At 49.2% G+C, this 21,187-nt stretch carries 15 protein-coding genes, 1 tRNA gene and 1 pseudogene; 12 read left to right on the forward strand and 5 right to left on the reverse strand.

Features of this window, described 5'->3' with window-relative positions:
- Nucleotides 1–38 precede the first annotated feature (38 nt).
- The 4 genes from EO763_RS02095 to pepA all read right to left on the reverse strand — a co-directional run bounded on the left by EO763_RS02095 (nucleotide 39) and on the right by pepA (nucleotide 5,829).
- On the reverse strand, nucleotides 39–584 hold the full coding sequence (locus tag EO763_RS02095) for an RNA 2'-phosphotransferase (RefSeq protein WP_161527928.1): 546 nt from the start codon (nucleotides 582–584) through the stop codon (nucleotides 39–41).
- A 120-nt stretch (nucleotides 585–704) separates the two neighbouring features.
- Complete coding sequence (locus EO763_RS02100) at nucleotides 705–3,560, reverse strand: valine--tRNA ligase (RefSeq protein ID WP_161527929.1); 2,856 nt, start codon at nucleotides 3,558–3,560, stop codon at nucleotides 705–707.
- 12 nt (nucleotides 3,561–3,572) lie between these two features.
- On the reverse strand, nucleotides 3,573–4,022 hold the full coding sequence (locus EO763_RS02105; RefSeq protein WP_010284626.1) for a DNA polymerase III subunit chi: 450 nt from the start codon (nucleotides 4,020–4,022) through the stop codon (nucleotides 3,573–3,575).
- A gap of 295 nt (nucleotides 4,023–4,317) precedes the next feature.
- Nucleotides 4,318–5,829 (reverse strand): leucyl aminopeptidase, encoded by a 1,512-nt coding sequence (pepA, locus tag EO763_RS02110; protein ID WP_010284628.1) that lies wholly within the window; start codon nucleotides 5,827–5,829, stop codon nucleotides 4,318–4,320.
- A gap of 282 nt (nucleotides 5,830–6,111) precedes the next feature.
- On the opposite strand from pepA, the gene lptF reads away from it, so the two are divergent.
- The 12 genes from lptF (at nucleotide 6,112) to EO763_RS02170 (ending at nucleotide 19,872) form a co-directional block, all read left to right on the forward strand.
- Nucleotides 6,112–7,227 carry an LPS export ABC transporter permease LptF gene (gene lptF / locus EO763_RS02115; RefSeq protein WP_039546859.1) on the forward strand — a complete coding sequence of 372 codons (1,116 nt, stop codon included), beginning with the start codon at nucleotides 6,112–6,114 and terminating at the stop codon, nucleotides 7,225–7,227.
- The gene (gene lptG / locus EO763_RS02120) at nucleotides 7,227–8,303 is read left to right on the forward strand and encodes an LPS export ABC transporter permease LptG (protein ID WP_161527930.1); all 1,077 of its coding nucleotides are present in this window, start codon (nucleotides 7,227–7,229) and stop codon (nucleotides 8,301–8,303) included. The genes lptF and lptG overlap by 1 nt, the downstream gene beginning before the upstream one ends.
- A gap of 231 nt (nucleotides 8,304–8,534) precedes the next feature.
- Nucleotides 8,535–8,619, forward strand: a tRNA-Leu gene (locus tag EO763_RS02125).
- A 198-nt stretch (nucleotides 8,620–8,817) separates the two neighbouring features.
- A complete protein-coding gene (locus EO763_RS02130) occupies nucleotides 8,818–10,077 on the forward strand; it encodes a tyrosine-type recombinase/integrase (RefSeq protein WP_161527931.1) in 1,260 nt (419 codons plus the stop codon).
- A gap of 474 nt (nucleotides 10,078–10,551) precedes the next feature.
- On the forward strand, nucleotides 10,552–10,818 hold the full coding sequence (locus EO763_RS02135) for a hypothetical protein (RefSeq protein ID WP_161527932.1): 267 nt from the start codon (nucleotides 10,552–10,554) through the stop codon (nucleotides 10,816–10,818).
- A 55-nt stretch (nucleotides 10,819–10,873) separates the two neighbouring features.
- The gene (locus EO763_RS02140; protein ID WP_161527933.1) at nucleotides 10,874–11,452 is read left to right on the forward strand and encodes a restriction endonuclease subunit S; all 579 of its coding nucleotides are present in this window, start codon (nucleotides 10,874–10,876) and stop codon (nucleotides 11,450–11,452) included.
- Between the two features lie 6 nt (nucleotides 11,453–11,458).
- The gene (locus EO763_RS02145) at nucleotides 11,459–12,982 is read left to right on the forward strand and encodes a type I restriction-modification system subunit M (protein ID WP_161527934.1); all 1,524 of its coding nucleotides are present in this window, start codon (nucleotides 11,459–11,461) and stop codon (nucleotides 12,980–12,982) included.
- A complete protein-coding gene (locus EO763_RS02150) occupies nucleotides 12,972–14,129 on the forward strand; it encodes a restriction endonuclease subunit S (protein WP_161527935.1) in 1,158 nt (385 codons plus the stop codon). The genes EO763_RS02145 and EO763_RS02150 overlap by 11 nt, the downstream gene beginning before the upstream one ends.
- Nucleotides 14,126–15,172 carry a virulence RhuM family protein gene (locus EO763_RS02155; RefSeq protein WP_161527936.1) on the forward strand — a complete coding sequence of 349 codons (1,047 nt, stop codon included), beginning with the start codon at nucleotides 14,126–14,128 and terminating at the stop codon, nucleotides 15,170–15,172. Before EO763_RS02150 ends, EO763_RS02155 begins: the two co-directional genes overlap by 4 nt.
- Nucleotides 15,169–18,447, forward strand: a complete 3,279-nt coding sequence (locus tag EO763_RS02160) for a type I restriction endonuclease subunit R (protein WP_161527937.1) — start codon at nucleotides 15,169–15,171, stop codon at nucleotides 18,445–18,447. Before EO763_RS02155 ends, EO763_RS02160 begins: the two co-directional genes overlap by 4 nt.
- 3 nt (nucleotides 18,448–18,450) lie before the next feature.
- Complete coding sequence (locus EO763_RS02165) at nucleotides 18,451–19,185, forward strand: M48 family metallopeptidase (protein WP_161527938.1); 735 nt, start codon at nucleotides 18,451–18,453, stop codon at nucleotides 19,183–19,185.
- A 57-nt stretch (nucleotides 19,186–19,242) separates the two neighbouring features.
- A complete protein-coding gene (locus EO763_RS02170; RefSeq protein WP_161527939.1) occupies nucleotides 19,243–19,872 on the forward strand; it encodes a hypothetical protein in 630 nt (209 codons plus the stop codon).
- A gap of 153 nt (nucleotides 19,873–20,025) precedes the next feature.
- On the opposite strand, the pseudogene EO763_RS23475 reads toward EO763_RS02170, so the two are convergent.
- Nucleotides 20,026–20,771 (reverse strand): annotated as a pseudogene (locus tag EO763_RS23475) (transposase); the annotation flags it as partial.
- Between the last annotated feature and the right edge of the window lie 416 nt (nucleotides 20,772–21,187).

The following is a 21,187-nucleotide window of genomic DNA, read 5'->3' on the forward strand; positions in this document are numbered from 1 at the left end:
CTATATGAACAGCGAAGACAGGTGATTCATACACGTATTCATTCATCGATAAACGGCACGGGAACCGTCAGGGTTAACCAGACGCCGTTATCCGCCTGATAAAAAATTATCCCTTGTTGATGCATTTCCTGCGCCCTTATTTTTAACACTACGGGTTTGCCATGTCGCTGGCCGACGTTTATTGCCGTTGCTTCATCGGCAGACAAGTGCACATACTGACGTGAACCGGGAAGCAAACCCTGCTGATTTATCGAGTCGACAAATCGGGTTGCTGTGCCGTGATAAAGAAACTCGGGTGGCGCTTTGGGCTCGTAGTGCATATCGACCTGCGATGATGAGTGTCCCTGCGCTGCACGGATCGATAACCCATCCGGCGAAATAGAAAACCGCTTTTTGTCACTGTTATCAACGACAGACTGAATCACTTCTCTGGTAAGAAGCCGTCCATCTTTTGCCGCACCAGTAATCAGTTCAGCTATATTTGCCCAGCCTTCGCTGCTTAGCGTTAGCCCAATGGCTTCGGGCTTGTGCCGTAAAACGTAGCTAAGAAACTTGCTGACCTCAGCATGATTCGTGTTGCTCATTGTGTTACTCCCTTCATGCATTTTGTGAGGTGAATCAGTGTGAAGTGAATAAAATAAAAAGCCCCGTTTTGCAACGAGGCTTTCGTACTTGCCGTACTACCATTAGAAAATCGGTGAGCGTTACAGCGCAGCGATGACCGCGTGCTGTTCCAGCAGTTTGGCTTTCGCTACGGCGTAGCCATCCAGCTTCTCACGCTCTTTGGCTACGACCGCCTCCGGTGCACGAGCCACAAAGCCTTCGTTGGACAGCTTGCTTTCGATGCGCTCAATCTCGGCTTCGATTTTCGCCACTTCTTTCGTCAGACGATCCAACTCTGCTGCTTTGTCGATCAGGCCTGCCATCGGAATTAACAGCTCGGCACCCTCGATGAGTTTAGTGACGGAAACCGGACCTTTTTCGCCCGCAGGCAGCAGCGTAATGCTTTCCAGACGCGCCAGCGTTTGGATAAAGCTGCGGTTCTCTTCCACGCGACGCTGTGCTTCAGCAGTGACATCACGCAGTAAGACTTCCAGCGGTTTGCCCGGCGCGATGTTCATTTCTGCACGAATGTTACGCACCGCGATAATCGCTTGCTTGATCCACTCCAGATCGTTCAGCGCCAGCGTATCTTCCTGCGCGGCATCGAACTCAGGGAATGGTTGCAGCATGATTGTGTCGGCACTGATGCCTTTCAGTGCTTTAACACGTAGCCAGATGGTTTCGGTAATGAACGGAATAATCGGATGCGCCAGACGCAGCAATGCTTCCAGTACAGTAACCAGCGTATTGCGCGTACCGCGCAGTTCCGCTTCTGAACCGCCATTCATGACGGGCTTCGTCAGTTCCAGGTACCAGTCGCAGAACTGGTTCCAGGTGAATTCGTACAGAATGTTGGCCGCAATATCAAAGCGATAGCCGTCCAGCGCCTCGCGGTAGGCTTTCACCGTGCGGTTGAATTCTGCCAGAATCCAGCGGTCGGCCAGCGACAGCACTTTCTCGCCGGCGCCAAAGCCGCAATCCTGATCTTCGGTGTTCATCAGCACAAAACGGCTGGCGTTCCACAGCTTGTTACAGAAGTTGCGGTAACCTTCCAGACGCTTCATGTCCCAGTTGATGTCGCGACCGGTAGAGGCCAGTGCCGCCAGCGTGAAGCGCAGGGCATCTGTACCGTGAGGTTCGATGCCGTTCGGGAACTGTTTCTCGGTGCGCTTGCGGATTTTTTCCGCCAGCTGCGGCTGCATCATATTGCCGGTACGTTTTTCCAGCAGGGCTTCCAGCGAAATACCGTCCACCATATCCAGCGGGTCGATGACGTTCCCTTTGGATTTAGACATCTTCTGGCCTTCCTCATCACGGATCAGGCCGGTCATGTAAACGGTGTGGAATGGCACCTGCGATTTGCCGTCTTCATCTTTGATGAAGTGCATGGTCAGCATGATCATGCGGGCAATCCAGAAGAAGATGATGTCGAAGCCGCTGACCATCACGCTGCTTGGGTGGAAAGCTTTCAGATCGGGCGTTTGCTCTGGCCAACCCAGCGTAGAGAATGTCCACAGCCCGGATGAGAACCAGGTATCCAGTACGTCTTCATCCTGATTCAGAACGACATCGTCAGCGAGGTTGTTTTCACTGCGTACTTCCGCTTCGGTGCGACCGACGTAGACGTTACCATTGGCATCGTACCAGGCCGGAATGCGGTGACCCCACCACAGCTGACGGGAAATACACCAGTCCTGAATGTCGCGCATCCAGCTGAAGTACATGTTTTCGTACTGTTTTGGTACGAACTGAATGCGGCCATCTTCCACCGCTTCCACTGCCGGTTTAGCCAGCACGGCAGCACGCACGTACCACTGGTCGGTCAGCATCGGCTCAATCACAACACCGCCACGGTCACCGTAAGGAACGGTCAGATCGTGCGCTTTGATCTCTTCCAGCAGGCCGAGCTCATCGAATGCGGCTACCAGCGCTTTACGTGCGGCAAAACGCTCCAGACCCCGGAAGGCTTCGGGAATATCGCTGCTGTAAGCGGTGCTGGCTTCGCCATTGGTATCAAAAATCTCAGCGCTCTGGCGGATATCACCGTCGAACGTCAGGATGTTCACCATTGGTAACTCGTGGCGTTTACCGACTTCGTAGTCGTTGAAGTCGTGCGCTGGCGTGATCTTCACGCAGCCAGTGCCTTTTTCCATATCGGCGTGTTCGTCGCCAACGATCGGAATTCGACGGCCAATCAGCGGCAGGATCACTTCTTTGCCGATCAGATCTTTATAACGCGGATCTTCCGGGTTAACGGCGACACCGGTATCACCCAGCACGGTTTCCGGGCGGGTGGTCGCGACGACCAGATAGTCTTTCCCGTCGGCGGTTTTCACGCCATCGGCCAGCGGGTAGCGCAGGTGCCACATCGACCCTTTCACTTCGCGGTTTTCTACTTCCAGATCGGAAATCGCGGTGCGCAGTTTCGGATCCCAGTTCACCAGACGCTTGCCGCGGTAAATCAGGTCTTCTTTATACAGACGGACGAACACTTCTTTCACCGCGTTGGACAGGCCTTCATCCATGGTGAAACGCTCGCGTTCCCAGTCAACGGAGTTGCCCAGACGGCGCATCTGATTGGTAATGTTGCCACCGGATTCGCCTTTCCACTGCCAGATTTTGTCGATGAACGCTTCGCGGCCGTAATCGTGGCGAGTTTTGCCTTCTTCTGCGGCGATCTTGCGCTCAACGACCATTTGCGTGGCGATACCCGCGTGGTCAGTACCCGCCTGCCACAGGGTATTCTTGCCCTGCATGCGCTGATAGCGGATCAACGTATCCATAATGGTTTGCTGGAAAGCGTGACCCATATGCAAGCTGCCGGTGACGTTGGGCGGCGGGATCATGATGCTGAAGCTTTCTTTACTCGTGTCGCCGTGCGGCTTGAAGTAGCCTTGCTTTTCCCAGTGTTCGTAGAGCGGCTGCTCGATATCTTGCGGGTTATATTTCGTTTCCATTATGCTCAAAATTCAGTGAGTTGGCGGCGTAGCCGTGGTCAATTGGAAGCCGACGCTGCGATAGGTTTTATAGCGGTCGCGCGCCAACTGTTTCAAGGAGTCTTCGTAAGGGACAAAGTCTATCACTTCATGGAAAGCGGTGGCAAAATCTGCGAACTGTGGCAATAGGCTGATCAGCAGATCCCGTGGCGCGTTGCCACGCCGCTGCGGCCAGGCCAGTTCGACCGGCGCGCCGTGACGCGGCCCTTCGCCTGCCAGATTATGCGGCACGAATGCGTTGGGATCGCGCTGCCATAATGCTTCATCCAGTCTGATGGCCTGTTGCTCGTCTTCACAGGCAATCAGCACGCGCTTTCCTGCTCGCCAACGTTCTGCCGCCAGATCGCATGCCAGTGCCTCATGGGCGCTGAGCTCACCGCTTTTGCTGTCGTGTTCGAGAAGATAGAACGTTGCGTTTTTCATTGTTTACACTATTGATAAGGGCCGGAATATCCGGCCCGATTATACTCGTCATACTTCAAGTTGCATGTGCGTTGGCTGCGCTACTCGGCACACTTGCGTGTGCCTCGCCCCGTTGGGGCCGCTGCAAGCAGCGTTCAAACCTGCCTATGGCAGGTTTGTCAGTCACCCGAATCACTTACCTGAGTAAGCTCATCGGGACTCCTTCTCTTGCCGCCTGCCTGAAACTTGAATTATTTAGAGTATATAAGAACAAAGGCAATCGCTGGCTTTGGTCATCGCCGTTGACGTGAAAGTCTTATTCTACGTCGTTCTGTCCGGCGCGGTTAAGCAGGAACTGTGATAACAGCGCGACCGGGCGACCCGTTGCGCCTTTGGCTTTACCAGAACGCCAGGCGGTGCCCGCGATATCCAGATGCGCCCAGCTGTACTTACGCGTAAAGCGCGACAGGAAGCAGCCTGCGGTAATCGCACCGCCCGGACGACCACCAATATTCGCCATATCGGCAAAATTGGATTCCAGCTGTTCCTGGAATTCGTCGGTCAGCGGCAGACGCCATGCGCGGTCGCCAGACTGCTCGGACGCGCTCAACAGTTCGTGCGCCAGCGGATTGTGGTTCGCCATCAGCCCAGTGATGTGGTGCCCCAGCGCAATCACGCACGCGCCGGTCAGCGTCGCGACGTCAATGACGACGTCCGGCTCATAACGCTCAACGTAGGTCAGCGTATCACACAAGACCAGACGGCCTTCTGCATCGGTGTTCAGCACTTCTACCGTTTGGCCGGACATCGTGGTCAGCACGTCACCCGGACGGTATGCACGGCCATCGACCATGTTTTCACAGCCCGCCAGCACGCCGATGATATTCAATGGCAGCGCCAGTTCGGCCGCCATGCGCATCACGCCGTAGACCGTGGCCGCGCCGCACATGTCGTACTTCATTTCGTCCATGCTGTCGGCAGGTTTGATGGAGATGCCGCCTGAATCGAACGTCAGGCCTTTACCTACCAGCACAATCGGGCGGGTTTCCGGGTTCGGATCGCCTTTATATTCGATCACGGACATCAGCGATTCATTCTGCGAGCCCTGACCCACGGCCAGATAGGCATTCATGCCCAGCTCTTTCATCTGCTGTTCGCCAATCACACGCGTGATGATGTTCTGGCTGTAGGTATCGGCCAGTTGACGCGCTTGCGAAGCCAGATACGCGGCATTACAGATATTCGGTGGCATGTTGCCGAGATCTTTCGCGGCTTTGATGCCCGCTGCAATCGCCAGACCGTGCTGAATAGCGCGCTCACCGCTGGTCAGCTCACGGCGTGTCGGTACGTTGAATACCATTTTGCGCAGTGGACGGCGCAGCTCGACTTTATTGCTCTTAAGCTGATCGAAGGTATATAGCGTCTCTTTTGCCGTTTCGACCGCCTGACGCACTTTCCAGTACGTGTTACGGCCTTTCACATGCAGCTCGGTCAGGAAGCAGACGGCTTCCATAGAGCCGGTTTCGTTCAGGGCGTTGATCGTCTTCTGAATTACCTGTTTGTACTGGCGTTCATCAAGTTCGCGCTCTTTACCGCAACCAATCAGCAGAATGCGCTCGGAAAGAATGTTAGGTACATGGTGCAAGAGCAGTGATTGCCCCACTTTGCCTTCTAATTCACCACGGCGAAGCAACGCGCTGATGTAGCCGTCGCTGATTTTATCGAGTTGTTCGGCAATAGGGGACAGACGACGCGGTTCAAACACGCCGACGACAATGCAGGCACTGCGTTGTTTTTCCGGGCTACCGCTTTTTACGCTGAACTCCATGTACTCTCCTGAATCTTAAAGACAACGACGGGGGCAACGGCTAGAATGTGACACTCCGTAATACTTCCCGCCGTTGCGTTAACATAACCTGTGTTAATCTTAACGACGTAACGAACCTGTTTTAGTGACTAATAAGCAGGTTCTGATACAACAGCTCAAACGCAGTGTGTTGTAATACAGTTTTAGCTAAGAGGGCAGCCAAAAATGAGTATAAATGGCGCGTTAGCGAAGAAACTATCGATTTTCCTGCAAAAAGACAAGTTTTCACAGGCGTAATTAAGCGTGATCATCATTCGATATCTGGTACGGGAAACCTTTAAGAGCCAACTGGCCATCCTTTTCATTCTGTTACTGATTTTCTTTTGTCAGAAATTGGTACGGATACTGGGTGCCGCTGTTGATGGTGAAATCCCGACAAATTTGGTTATCTCCCTGTTGGGATTGGGCGTGCCAGAAATGGTGCAGCTCATCCTGCCATTAAGTCTGTTTCTTGGCGTATTGATGACGTTTGGCCGCCTCTATGCGGAAAGCGAGATCACCGTCATGCACGCCTGTGGGCTAGGCAAACGCGTGTTGCTGAAAGCCGCGCTGGTCCTGGCGGTGTTCACTGCCATTGTCGCAACCATTAACGTCATGTGGCTCAGCCCGTGGTCGTCCCGGCATCAGGAAGAAGTGTTGGCGGAAGCGAAGGCGAACCCCGGCATGGCGGCATTGGTAGAAGGGCAGTTCCAGTCCGCACAGGGCGGCAACGCGGTGCTGTTTGTCGGCAATGTCAAAGGCTCGGAGTTTGAGCACGTTTTTCTGGCACAGTTGCGCCCCAGCGGTAACGCACGGCCTTCTGTCGTCGTGGCCGATCGCGGTCATATCAAGCAAAACGAAGACGGTGCGCAGGTCGTGACACTGGATAACGGTTCGCGTTATGAAGGTACGGCGCTGCTGCGTGATTTTCGTATCACGGATTTCACCAACTATCAGGCCGTGATTGGTCACCAGAGCGTGACGCTAAATAATAGTGACGTGCAGCAAATGGATATGCAGACTCTGTGGCATTCGGATGCGCACGATGCACGTGCAGAGTTCCACTGGCGGCTGACGTTGATTATTTCGGTATTGATCATGGCGCTGATGGTGGTGCCGCTGAGTGTGGTGAATCCACGTCAGGGGAGGGTGCTGAGTATGCTGCCCGCTATGCTGCTGTATCTGATTTTCTTCCTGCTGCAAAGCTCGCTGCGTTCTAACGCCAGTAAAGGCAAGATCGATCCGATGGTATGGGTCTGGCTGACCAACCTGACGTACTTCGGTATTGCTGTGATGCTTAACCTATGGGATACCGTGCCGATGCGGAAAGTGCGTGCCCGCTTTAAGCCTCGTACGCTTAGAACACAAGGAGCGGCCTGATGTTTGGTGTATTAGACCGCTATATCGGCAAAACGATTTTTACCACCATCATGACGACGCTGTTCATGCTGGTGTCGCTCTCCGGCATCATCAAGTTTGTCGACCAACTGCGTAAAGTTGGGCAAGGCGAGTATTCGGCGCTGGGCGCTGGGTTGTACACGCTGCTCAGCGTACCTAAAGATATTGAGATCTTCTTCCCAATGGCGGCGCTGCTCGGCGCATTGCTCGGGCTGGGCCAGCTTGCGACCCGCAGCGAACTGGTGGTGATGCAGGCTTCTGGCTTTACCCGCTTGCAGATTGCGACGGCGGTGATGAAAACCGCGATCCCGCTGGTGCTGCTGACGATGGCGATTGGCGAATGGGTTTCTCCGCAAGGGGAACAGATGGCGCGTAATTACCGTTCTCAGATGATCTCCGGTGGGTCGATGATCTCTACGCAGGGCGGACTGTGGGCAAAAGACGGCAATGACTTTATTTATATTGAACGGGTGACGGGCGATAAAGAACTGTCTGGCGTCAACATCTACCACTTCGACGATAAGAACAAGCTGCTATCTGTGCGCTATGCGGCCTCCGCCGAGTTTGAAGAGGATCGGAATGTTTGGAAGCTCTCACAGGTTGATGAATCCGATTTGAGCGACGGCAAACAGATTGGCGGCAGCCAGACGCTCAGCGGCGAATGGAAAACCAACCTGACGCCCGATAAGCTGGGTGTGGTGGCACTGGAGCCAGATGCGCTGTCGATCCGTGGGCTACATAATTACGCCAAATACCTGAAACAAAGCGGGCAAGAGTCGAATCGCTACCAACTGAACATGTGGAGCAAAATCTTTGCACCAGTCTCAGTGGCGGTGATGATGCTCATGGCAGTTTCTTTCATCTTCGGCCCGCTGCGCAGCGTGTCGGCAGGTTCACGTATCGTGATAGGTATCAGCTTCGGCTTCCTCTTCTACCTATTGAATGAGATTTTCCGCCCACTCAGCCTGGTCTATGGCATCCCGCCGATCCTGGGCGCGATCTTGCCGAGCTCGGTGTTTCTGTTCATCAGCGTCGCGCTGCTGCTTAAACGCCGATAGCACCCAATAAATCAGAGAAAGCGCCGAGTGGATTACCCCTCGGCGCTTTTTTATTGGTCGTGAAAAATTGCCCTCGGCAACATCCATTACCGCACAATCTTGAAGGTAAAAAAGTCATAACACGTTGCTAGAGATGATTTTTTCATCACTTAACCGAACACGGAGTGGATTAACGTTGCGCGTGGGCTGTCAAACGGTATAATGCACCCGTTTTCCGCATACGACTTCTGTGCCGAAGTGGCGAAATCGGTAGACGCAGTTGATTCAAAATCAACCATCGAAAGATGTGCCGGTTCGAGTCCGGCCTTCGGCACCATCGGAACATCAATAGACGTCAACGGACGTCTTTTTTTGTGCCTGAAATCCAGTATCCGCAAGGCTTTCCTCGCTTTTTCACTCAACCTAAGTCAACCTGATTCAATCTACATCAACTTACTGATGCGGGTACAACTGCGGGTATTTCCCGGTTCGATAATGTTTGTACCCACACAGAATCCTTGAAAGGATACTCACTATGGCTCTGAGTGATGTGAAGGTTCGTTCGGCTAAGCCTGAAGCAAAAGCCTATAAACTGACTGACGGTGAAGGCATGGTTTTGCTGGTTCACCCTAACGGTTCCAAATATTGGCGGCTTCGTTATCGCTTTGGCGGTAAGGAGAAGATGCTGGCGCTGGGGAAATACCCTGAAGTTTCGCTGGCGGATGCCAGAGCACGCAGGGATGAAGCCCGTAAGCTGTTAGCTAATGGTGTCGATCCCAGTGAGAATAAGAAAGCCGTTAAGGTAGAGGAGGAGCAAGAGGCAATAACGTTTGAAGTGGTTGCCAGAGACTGGCACGCCAGCAATCAAAAGTGGTCTGCATCGCATAGCGCTCGTGTATTAAAAAGTCTCGAAGATAATCTCTTTGCTGCCATTGGTAAGCGGAACATAGCAGAACTGAAAACGCGAGACCTACTTGTACCCATCAAAGCAGTCGAGTCATCCGGACGCCTTGAAGTCGCCGCCCGTTTACAACAGCGTACTACCGCGATTATGCGCTTTGCTGTGCAGAGTGGGTTAATCGACTACAACCCCGCTCAAGATATTGCCGGTGCGGTTGCTACGGCGAAAAGACAGCATCGTGCTGCTCTTGAACTGAACCGTATTCCAGAATTACTTCATCGCATAGATCACTATTCTGGCAGACCCTTAACTCGATTGGCTGTTGAACTCACTTTGTTGGTCTTCATCCGTTCAAGTGAGCTGCATTTTGCCCGTTGGTCAGAAGTAGACTTTGAAACGGCCATGTGGACGATTCCAGGCGAGCGTGAGCCACTGGAAGGAGTCAAGCATTCTCAGCGTGGTTCGAAGATGCGTACGCCTCATCTTGTTCCCTTGTCGCGTCAAGCTCTCGCCATTTTGGAAAAGATCAAAAGCATGAGTGGAAACCGTGAGCTGATCTTCGTTGGTGATCATGATCCGCGTAAGCCGATGAGTGAAAACACAGTTAATAAATCACTACGAGTCATGGGCTACGATACGAAGGTTGAAGTATGTGGTCATGGTTTTAGAACAATGGCTTGTAGTTCATTAATTGAGTCGGGATTGTGGTCAAGAGATGCGGTAGAGCGGCAGATGAGTCACCAGGAACGTAACTCAGTGCGTGCGGCTTACATTCATAAGGCGGAGCATTTGGGGGAGAGGAGGTTGATGTTGCAGTGGTGGGCGGATTATCTGGATATTAATCGAGAAAAATCAATTAGTCCGTTTGACTTTGCTAAGTTGAAGACTGTGTAAATTTAGCAAACGAGAACGATTTGGTATCCACCAAACGGAAAGCCATTTGTGGCATGTATAAATATGCGCTCTATCTGGAGGTAAGAAGGGAGATGGTGCACGTGTATGAGACAAGCTTGCGTCAATGTTAAGTGATATCACACAGATTATTTAACAAAATTGCATAAAAGTGCCCAGTCTTTAAAAATATTTGCGCATATTTCATTCTTGTTTGGTTTTTTTTAATTTATATAAAATCAATTAGTTAAGCCGCGAAAGAACGGTTTTTTTGCACATAAATTATGATGACGCTTATCTGTAGACCTGCTACTGCATTATTTTTTAGTTTACATTCTGTTCTTTTTGCTCAATCATAGCTTTACCAAATCACTTTTAACTCTGTACGAGATCTACAGATTTGAGTGATGAGGTGCGACAGACTGCAATCTGTCGCGTTGACTCAAACCCAAACGTCTAAATTAGGAGATCAAATCTATGCCAGCTTATCAAATTTCTTACGATCTGCGAAAGCAGAAAGATTATGCCTCGCTCATTGAGCGCATCAAGTCTTATGGGACCTGGTGTCATCCTCTGGAATCAACCTGGATTATTGTCACCGAGCAAACGGCAACTCAAGTTCGCGATTATCTCAAAGCCGTTATAGATAACGATGATGGTTTACTCGTCACTGGTTTGCGGGGAGACGGTGCGTGGTATGGGCTTCCCGACAAGATATCTCAATGGCTTAAAAACAACTTATAATCGCCACGCTTAAGAATAGATGCGCCAGGGATGGTGCAATGAATCAGGGGCCCGTATGCCAACATCTTTAAAAAAGTTAGGCCAAATTGCAGGCATCCGTTCAGGCCACACTCTAAGGGGAGCAATCACGCCTGACCCTGAAGGAGATGTGCGTCTGTTACAGATTAAAGACCTCGATCAGGACTGGCAGTTCAATCACAAAGCACTACCTACTGTTGTATGGGAACAACGCATCTCTCCCCCATTTCTTGAACAGGGGGAGATTGTTGTTGCCGCCAGAGGGAATCGTAATCTGGCAGTTGTATATCGTGGCCCGGTTCCTGTGGTTGCTACCAGCCAGTTCCTGATTGTTAGCCTCAGAAGACAAGAGCGTGAGATTGTCCCCGAATACCTGTGTTGGTTGCTAAACCATCCGACGATCCAGCAATGGTTTCATCGGAGTGGCACCAACATTCAGTTAATAACTAAATCAGCGCTGCTGGATGTAGCTATCCCGGTTCCCCCTCTTGAAACTCAATTACAGCTTATCGAGCTCCAACGGATATGGCAGAAAGAAGATGAACTTATCAATAAGTTACAGAAAAATCGCCATCAGCTTGAGCTTGGTATTTTGCAAAAATTACTTAAGGATTAACTTGTTATGAGCAATATGATCGATCAGGACCGCATCAACCGCGTGCTATGGGGCGTATGTGACACTTTCCGTGGCACTATCAGCCCTGATACTTATAAAGATTTTATTCTTACTATGCTGTTTCTGAAGTACATCTCGGATGTTTGGCAGGATCACTATGATGAATACGAGTCTCAGTATCAGAATGAGTCTGAGTTAATTGCAGAAATGATGAAGACGGAGCGTTTCGTTCTCCCACAAGAAGCTAATTTTTATGAGCTTCTTAAGCGTCGAAATGAACCCAAAAACGGTGAACGCATCGATCAAGCATTACACGCTATTGAGGAAGCCAACGGAACCAAACTAAAAGATGGCGGAAAAAGCGTGTTCCAAGATATCTCTTTTAACACCGATAAATTAGGTGAAGAGAAACAAAAGAACTCTATTCTTAAACAACTTCTTGAGGATTTCACTGATCCAGAGCTGAATTTAAAACCAAGCCGTGTTGGTGGTCTGGATGTGATTGGTAATGCTTACGAATATCTCATCGGTAGATTTGCTGCGAACAGTGGACAAAAAGCTGGAGAATACTACACACCACCTGAGGTTTCAGATTTGCTTGCTGCTTTGCTTGATCCGAAGCCTGGGGAGTCCATCTGCGATCCGGCATGTGGATCTGCTTCACTACTAATGAAGTGTGGAAAGTGGATAACTCAACAGTACCATAGCAAGAATTATGAGCTCTACGGGCAGGAAGCAATAGGTTCAACTTGGTCTTTGGCTAAAATGAATATGTTTCTGCACGGCGAGGATAATCATAAAATTGAGTGGGGGGATACGATCCGTAACCCCAAGTTACTTGATAAAAATGCCAATCTGATACTGTTTGATGTGGTTACTGCCAACCCACCATTCTCACTGGAGAAGTGGGGGGTTGAGGATGTTTCTGACGATCATTTTGGACGATTCCGCCGTGGCCTGCCACCTAAAACTAAGGGCGATTATGCGTTCATTCTGCATATGATCGAAACCATGAAGCCAAAGACTGGGCGTATGGGCGTAGTGGTTTCTCATGGTGTGCTATTCCGTGGCTCTAGCGAAGGCAAAATCCGTCAGAAGTTAATTGAAGAAAACTTGCTTGATGCGGTGATTGGGTTACCCGAAAAACTGTTTTTTGGTACTGGTATCCCCGCAGCAATTTTGATTTTCAAAAAGCAAAAGATCGACGATAAGGTACTGTTTATAGATGCTAGCCGTGAGTTTAAACCGGGTAAGAATCAGAATCAGCTTACTAGTGACAACATTAAAGATATTGTTAAAGCTTATCAAAATGGAGATAGCATTGATAAATATGCTTATCTTGCCAGTCTGCAAGAAATCCGAGATAACGATTACAACATTAATGTTTCACGCTATGTCGACGTTTCTGAGCCAGAAGAAATAATTGATTTGCAAGTTTTAAGAGTCGAGCGAGAACAACTGAATGCTCAACTTGTAGAATTGGAGATTGAAATGGCTAAGTGTTTAGAGGAGCTTGGCTATGGTGCCTAATGGGTGGGAAAAGAGACATCTTGAAGATATTTTATTTGGGCCGATCAGAAATGGATACTCACCTCTACCCGCAGGAGTCGATACTGGTTATTGGATTCTTAGCCTTGCTGCATTAGGTGATGATGGTATTAATCTCTTAGGTGTTAAACCAGTTGAACCTAATGTAAAAGTGATGCAAACACTTCTTAAACCAGGGGATTTTTTAGTTAGTCGTTCTAACACCCCCGAAAAAGTTGGCCGTTCAATACTATTTAAAGGGGAGATAGAAAACTGTTCATATCCAGATCTGATGATGCGATTTCGAGTTGATGAGAATAAAGTTGACCCACTTTTTATTGAACAAAAATTAAAAAGCTATGATGTCAGGAATTATCTCAGAAACAGCGCCGCTGGAAGTAGTCGCTCGATGGTGAAAATTAATAAAAAATCTTTAGAAAAAACACCTTTATTACTTCCACCTTTAGAAGAACAAAAAAAAATAGCCAAAGTTCTTTATGCTTGGGATAAGGTAATAGCTACTACCAAAAAACTTCTGACCATTAGCGAGAAGCAGAAGAGAGTGTTGATGCAACAATTACTCACAGGTCAAAGACGATTTCAAAACTGTAGTAAGAAATGGGAGATGGTTTTCTTAGGTGATATAGCAAAAATTACAACTGGTAGCTCTAATCGGCAGGACTCTACCCTGGAAGGCGAGTATACATTTTTCGATCGCTCAGAAGATATACGCTCTAGTGACAGATATTTGTTCGATGGTGAAGCTATCATCGTTCCTGGTGAAGGTCAGGATTTTATTCCAAAATATTTCGTTGGTAAATTTGATCTTCACCAGCGAACATACGCAATTATGGATTTTCCAACCTGTGACGGGAAATATCTTTTCTATGCTATTCACTACTTCAGGGCTCACTTTTTATCTCAAGCGGTAGGTTCAACGGTAAAATCTCTACGTTTGCCTATGTTTCAAAAGATGAAGTTGCATTTGCCAACATTAGCGGAACAAAAAAAGATCGCTTCCATCCTTTCGTGTGCAGATCAGGAAATTGAACTCTTACAACAAAAACTCCACCATCTTAAACAAGAAAAGAAAGCCCTGATGCAGCAACTGCTCACCGGTAAACGCCGGGTGAATATGGAGGTTGCATGACTGATAAAAACTTACCTCAACCACCAGCAGGTGAATTCCTGCTATTTCAAAGCGAGGATGGTCGCGCACGCGTTGAATGTCGCTTTCAGTCAGATACGCTTTGGCTTACTCAGGCATCCATGGCTGAGCTATACGATAAAGATGTTCGTACTATCAACGAACATTTGATCAATATCTTCTCTGAAGGTGAACTTGGTCAAAATTCAACTATCCGGAAATTCCGGATAGTTCGCCAGGAAGGAAAACGTCAGGTTTCCAGAGAGATAGAGCACTACAGTCTCGAAGCCATATTGGCCGTAGGCTATCGTGTTCGCTCAGTTCGGGGGACTCAGTTCCGCCAGTGGGCCACGCAAACCCTACAGGAATATCTGATTAAAGGGTTTGTGATGGATGACGAGCGGCTGAAGAATCCGCCCGTTGGCTCTTCTGTGGTGCCCGACTACTTTGACGAGATGCTGGAACGTATCCGAGATATTCGTGCCAGCGAGCGGCGCGTCTATCTGCGTGTGCGGGAGATTTTCGCGCTGGCTGCTGATTATCAGCCGACTCTGAAAGAGACCACCCTCTTCTTTCAAACCATCCAGAACAAACTGCATTTTGCCTGCACTGGGCGTACAGCCGCTGAGCTGATCCACCAGCGGGCAGATGCCAGCCAGCCTCATATGGGGCTCACCAGCTATAAAGGCAGTGACGTGCGAAAAGGCGATGTCACGGTTGCTAAGAATTACCTGACCCAAAAAGAGGTCAGTGAGCTGAACCGTGTAGTGAATATGTGGCTGGACTATGCCGAAGATCAGGCGCTGCGACGTCAGCAGGTTTTTTTACAGGACTGGCAGGAGAAGCTGGATCAATTCCTGCAGTTCAACGACCGCAATGTGCTACAGGGTGCTGGCACTGTCAGTAAGAAAATGGCAGATGAAAAAGCTCAGGGTGAATATGCAAGATTTGCAGAGCAACGGCGTTTATTAAAAGAGGCCGAGGGTGAAAAGGATATTACCGAGCTACTGCACTGGAAAGCCGATAAAGATAAGGGAACATCATGAGCATGCAAATCGCGCCAAAATTCCAGGAAGAGTACAGTGCTAAGCTCCCGGCGCTGGCTCTCTTGAGCAATTTAGGCTGGACGTATATTTCACCTCAGCAAGCCATGTCTGCGCGAGCAGGCAAGGCAGATCAGGTGGTTTTAAACCAGATTTTGCGTGAACAGTTAGCCAAGAGAACGTTTATCTATGCCGGTAAAGAGCATGTCATTTCCGACAAAGCGATTGAGAGCCTTATCGCCGAAGTTAACAGCCCTGCATTGAACCAGGGATTAATTACCGCCAATGAACATTTGTACAACCACTTGTTGTACGGCATTTCAGTGACGGAATTTATCGATGGTAAGCGGGTGAACCCAACAATCTCGTTGATTGACTGGAACAACCCGCAAAACAACAGCTTTGTTTTCACCGAAGAATTCAGTGTGACACGCGCTAACGGCATTGAGGTGCGCAGGCCAGATATTGTCTGCTTTGTGAATGGTATTCCATTGGTAGTCATTGAGGCTAAGCGCCCGGACGGCAATGCTAAAAAAGGACCGACTATTGACGAGGGGATCTCACAAAGCCTGCGGAACCAGCGTCATGATGAAATTCCGCGACTGTTTGCCTATAGCCAGGTCTTACTGTCGATAAATGGTCATGATGGGCGATACGGGACTTGCGGAACACCGACTAAGTTTTGGGCGACATGGCGGGAAGAAGATATCTCCGACCTAGAGATGCTTGCCATCAAAAACCGTAAGCTTACCGCGCAGCAGATGGATTCAATCTTCAGCCACCGCCCGGTTACATGCCTGGAATGGTATCAGAACCTGATCGCAGGGAGCGAGCTAGCTTTAACGGGCCAGGATCAGTTGCTTATAAGCCTGCTGTTACCCGAGCGCATGCTGGATATGGCTCGCTTCTTCACATTGTTTGATAAGAGAGCCGGTAAGGTTATTGCCCGATATCAGCAGGTATTCAGTATCAAACGGCTGCTACAGCGGATAGAAACGAAGAACCCTGATGGCAGCCGCAATGGTGGGGTTATCTGGCATACCACGGGTTCTGGTAAGTCGCTGACGATGGTTTTCCTCAGCAAGGCGCTGATTCTGAGTGAAACTCTCAAGCAGTGCCGCATCATCGTGGTAACCGATCGCGTCGATTTGGAAAACCAGCTCAGTCGCACCTTTATCTCAACCGGGGAACTGGCAGGTAAAAGGGATAAAGCCGATGCCATTGCCACCTCAGGCAGACGTTTAGCCGAACAGATAGGCAAGGGGACTGAGCGCATTCTCTTCTCGTTGATTCAGAAATTTAACACGGCCACCCGCCTGCCCGAGTGCGTGAATACCAGCTCTGATATCATAGTGTTGATTGATGAAGGCCACCGTAGCCATGGCGGTGAGAGTCATCAACGTATGAAGCTGGCTCTACCCAACGCAGCTTTTGTTGCTTTCACCGGTACACCGTTGCTGAAAGATGATAAGACCACGAATAAATTTGGCCCCATTATTCATGCTTACACCATGCAGCGGGCGGTGGAGGACAAGACCGTCACTCCGCTTCTCTATGAGGAGCGACGACCCGAGTTGAACGTGAATGAACGAGCGATAGATAGTTGGTTTGACCGTATCACCGAGGGGTTAACGGAAAAACAAAAAGCCGATTTGAAGCGTAAGTCAGCTAACAAAGGGCAGGTCTATAATGCTGACGATCGTATTCACCTAATTGCACTGGATATCGCCAACCATTTTGTCAAAAATATCGACGATGGTTTGAAGGGGCAACTCGCCTGTGACAGCAAAGTAGCTGCAATCAAATACAAAAAGTATCTTGATGAAGCCGGGCTATTTGAGTCTGCGGTGGTGATCAGTTCGCCTGACACGCGGGAAGGGAATACCGAGGTGGATGAATCCAGCATCCCTGAGGTGACCAAATGGTGGAAAGATAATGTTGGCTCTCAGGATGAACAGGTTTACACACGCAATGTCATTGATCGTTTTGATAAAGATGATTCGCTGAAGCTACTGATTGTTGTCGATAAGTTACTTACCGGCTTTGATGAACCCAAAAATGTCGTGCTTTACATCGATAAACCTCTTAAAGGGCATAATCTGATTCAGGCCATAGCTCGTGTTAACCGCCTCCACCCTAAGAAAAAATTTGGTCTGTTAATTGATTATCGGGGCATCCTTAGAGATCTGGATACCACCATTGAGGATTATCAGAAGCTGGCATCCCGCACGCAGGGTGGTTTTGATATTGACGATCTGGCCGGGTTATATGGTCAGATGAGTACAGAGTACAAGCGGCTTCCCCAGCTGTATAAAAATCTGTGGGCAATTTTCGCCGGTGTAAAAAACAAAAACGATATTGAGCAGCTTCGTCAGGTGCTGGTGCCGCGCACGGAAGAAAAGTATGGCGAAATGGTTGATGTTCATCTTAAAGTCCGTGAGGACTTTTATGAGGCACTCACGCAATTTGCCAGCTGCCTGAAAGTGGCGTTGCAGTCAGCTACCTTCTTTGAGGATAAGAGTTTCAGCGAAGATGATCGCCAGCACTACAAAGAGACGCTGAGGCAATTTACCAGCTTACGCCAGCTGGTGAAGCAGGATGCCGGTGAGACGGTAGATTATGATCAGTACACAGAACAGGTTAAAAAGCTGCTGGATAAACACGTTGTTGGTGTAGAAGTCCGCGAGCCTGATGGAGTGTATGAAGTCAGCAAAATGGGACAACGGCCCGAAGAGTGGAGTGAGGATAAAACTCGCAACGAAACGGATATTATTAAAACCCGCGTAACCCGGATGATTGAGCAGGATTTACGTGATGATCCTTATGCCCAGGAAGCCTTCTCGAAGTTACTGCGTCTGGCTATTGAAGAGGCCGAAAAACTGTTTGATCACCCTCTCAAGCAGTACATGCTATTTCGTGAGTTTGAGGAGCAAGTACAGGAACGGCGGCTGAACGAAATACCCGACGTATTTGCTGGTAACCACCATGCACAGGCTTACTTCGGCGTGTACAAAAAAGTACTGCCGGAGGTTTTTGCCATTACCGATTCTCAGGTTATCGATAAGTGGGTGAAGCTTGCTTTTGAAGTAGACCAGGCTGTTGATATCTCAGTGGCTGAGAACTCGATCAATCCGCAAAATATCGAGGCTGATATTCGCAAGAAGCTTTTACCGATGATGTTTAAAGAGTGTAAGGCAATAGGTGGCGGAATGGACCAGGCGAAAAAGATTGTGGAAATGATTGTCCAGATAACTCGTGTAGGGCTGAGCGGAGTTTAAAGCATGGGCGAAAGATCCATTAGCTTCATCTACGGTGATGAACGCATTACCTTCGAGCGTAAACCCCGACCGTTGGTGAATGGGCGCATTCTGATAAAAGTTCATCCTGACTGCCGGGTTGTGGTCTCCGCGCCGCAGGATACCGATGATCAACAGGTTCTGAACGCTGTTGAAAAGCGCGGTCGTTGGATCTATCAGCAGCTGCGGGATTTCCGCAAGCAGTTGGAATATGTCACCCCACGACAGTATATCAGCGGCGAGAGCCACTATTACCTGGGTAAACAATACATGCTTAAGGTGATAGTGGCTCCCTCTGAGGCTCAGGGCGTAAAAATGTTGCGTGGCAAGCTGGAAGTCACCTTACGCCATAAGAGCGCTGAAAAGGTTCTGCAGTTGCTGACTGACTGGTATAAGGCTCGGGCCCGCGAAGTCTTCGCCAAAAGGCTGAGCGCTATGCTGGAGCAAGCGTTATGGGTCAGTGACTCACCGCCATTGCGTATTCTTACCATGCAGACTCAGTGGGGGAGTTGTTCCCCCAATGGAAGGGTGACCCTGAATCCCAATCTGGTAAAGGCCCCGCGTGAGTGCATCGATTACGTTATTTTGCATGAGCTATGTCATCTGGCGGAGCATAACCATAGTGAACGTTTCTACCGGCTCATGGGGCAGGTAATGCCTGACTGGGAGAAGATCAAGAAGCGTTTGGATGGGATGGCTGGGATGATAATGACAAGCTAAACATAATGGCGTGCGATGCTTCTGTCCTGCAACATCCATCGCTTGAGGGAGGAGAATATGGAAAAAATCATATGTGCTCTGTGTAATACTGCAGTTGAGGTGACGGTGCTGTCCAGTCATTTGCTAACCAATCATGGCTGGAAGATGGCACCTCATCTTGCTAAGCCGGTAGCTGAGGCACCGCTTATTGCCCGTCAAACCTGCAAATGTCCAGTATGTAACGTTTCTCTCAAAGACGCGAAAAGATTAGAAAAGCATATAAATAAAGCCCATTCAGAAAGACGAAGCTCTTCTTCCATCAGTAGTAATCCTTCAAAGAAAAACAGTGTAACGACGATTTCCTATCAATGGGCGATAACTCAACCGCTCGATAAAAAATACTCCGCTGTAGTAGAGAAATTCGTTGCTGAAAAAACGTTATCTGAAATCGAAAAAGAAATAATGGCCATCGTGAATGGCTATGATGCGGCGGATACTTCCAGACAGAGTTTGATGTCAGGGCGGCTCATTCTGCTTGCCCATGCCAAGAAAAGGCTTGCTGCAAAAAGCAAATCTAGCAAAAACAAGAAAGTAACGGCGAAGGGGAAAAAGACCAGAAATGTCAGTTCACGAGACATTATGGACCAATACATTGGCGGGCGTAGGATTGTTGTATCCGGCGGTTTACCTTCCCTAGGAAAAAGATAATATACCGTGCGCACTATGTTCAAAAAGCGAAGCAGGCCAAAAACACTGTGTTTTGATGTATTAGCTTAGACCTGATACCGTCACGATACAGGGCTAGAACTAATCTGACTGAGCTGCTCGCTTTAATGGTGTGTGAATTTTATCTTAATTTTAGTTCCAGCAGCGGATTTCAAAGCCGTCAGAGCACCACCGGGTATCCGGTTTCAGTGTGATCACACTACCGGTATGGTTGCGGTGTTTTTTCTCATGACCCGATTTTGCCAGCAGCAGGTTATGGTGTTTCATGATCCGGTATATCCGCTTTGGATTTACCCGGCGACCGTCTTCCTTTAACCTGCGATTCAGATGTGCGGTGACCCTGCGATAGCCATTTGTCGAGCGCTGGCTGCATATCTGTCTGATTGATGGCAATAATTCCTCATCCGCTTCTTTGCTGTAACGCGCCATACGGGGCAGTCGCTGCCCACTCAGGCGTTCATAAAGATTAGAGCGTGATACCTGCAGTACCTGTGTTATCCGGATTAGGGGATATCGTCCGGTGGCAGCAATGGCATGCGCGATATCAACTTTTTTGACTGCGCTATCTCCAGCGCATCGCGGAGGATTTCGGCTTCCATTGTTTTACGTCCCAGCATCTGCTCAAGCTGTTTTACCTTTTTTTCCAGTGCCTTAACTTCAGCAACACTGACAACGTCATCGCCAGCAGCGATCGCAGATTGGCCACCTTCGTTCATAAGTCGTTTCCATTTAAAAAGCAGACTGGGTGTAATGCCATATTGCCGGGCAACCAGAGAAACGGAATAGCCGGGTTGCATGGACAGCGCAACAAAACGGGATTTTTCTTCGGCAGTATAACGGCGTCGCTTCTGCTCGCCAGTGATCACTTCGATTCTTTGCACAAGACACTCCTTAAACATAGGTCTATGCCTATGTCTTATTGATGAAGTGTCCGGTTTAAATGGGGGCTACTACAGTCACATCCTCGCCTGAACTGGGTTCACAACTTGTTCATGCCTAACTCCATCATTTCTTATGGCTAATCCGGAAGGGTGTGGGTGATCTGTCTTACGCATAATAGGTATGCCAGTTTTTTTTTACTGATTAGAAGAAACCATGAGCGTGTTCCAGCGTACAGACAAGTTGAATGGTTTTTAAGTATCCTTAGTTGCTTGATGAATGGTCATCGGGAGAAAAGTGACCTACCATATGTTCGTTCCATTATGCCAGTTAGCTCGGTGTAAAAGTAGGTCACTTTAGGATTGAGTGGTTATTAATTGTCCACATGTAAGGTACAGGAACGTTGCTGTAAAATGGC

Source organism: Pectobacterium odoriferum (assembly GCF_009931295.1).
Lineage (GTDB): Bacteria > Pseudomonadota > Gammaproteobacteria > Enterobacterales > Enterobacteriaceae > Pectobacterium > Pectobacterium odoriferum.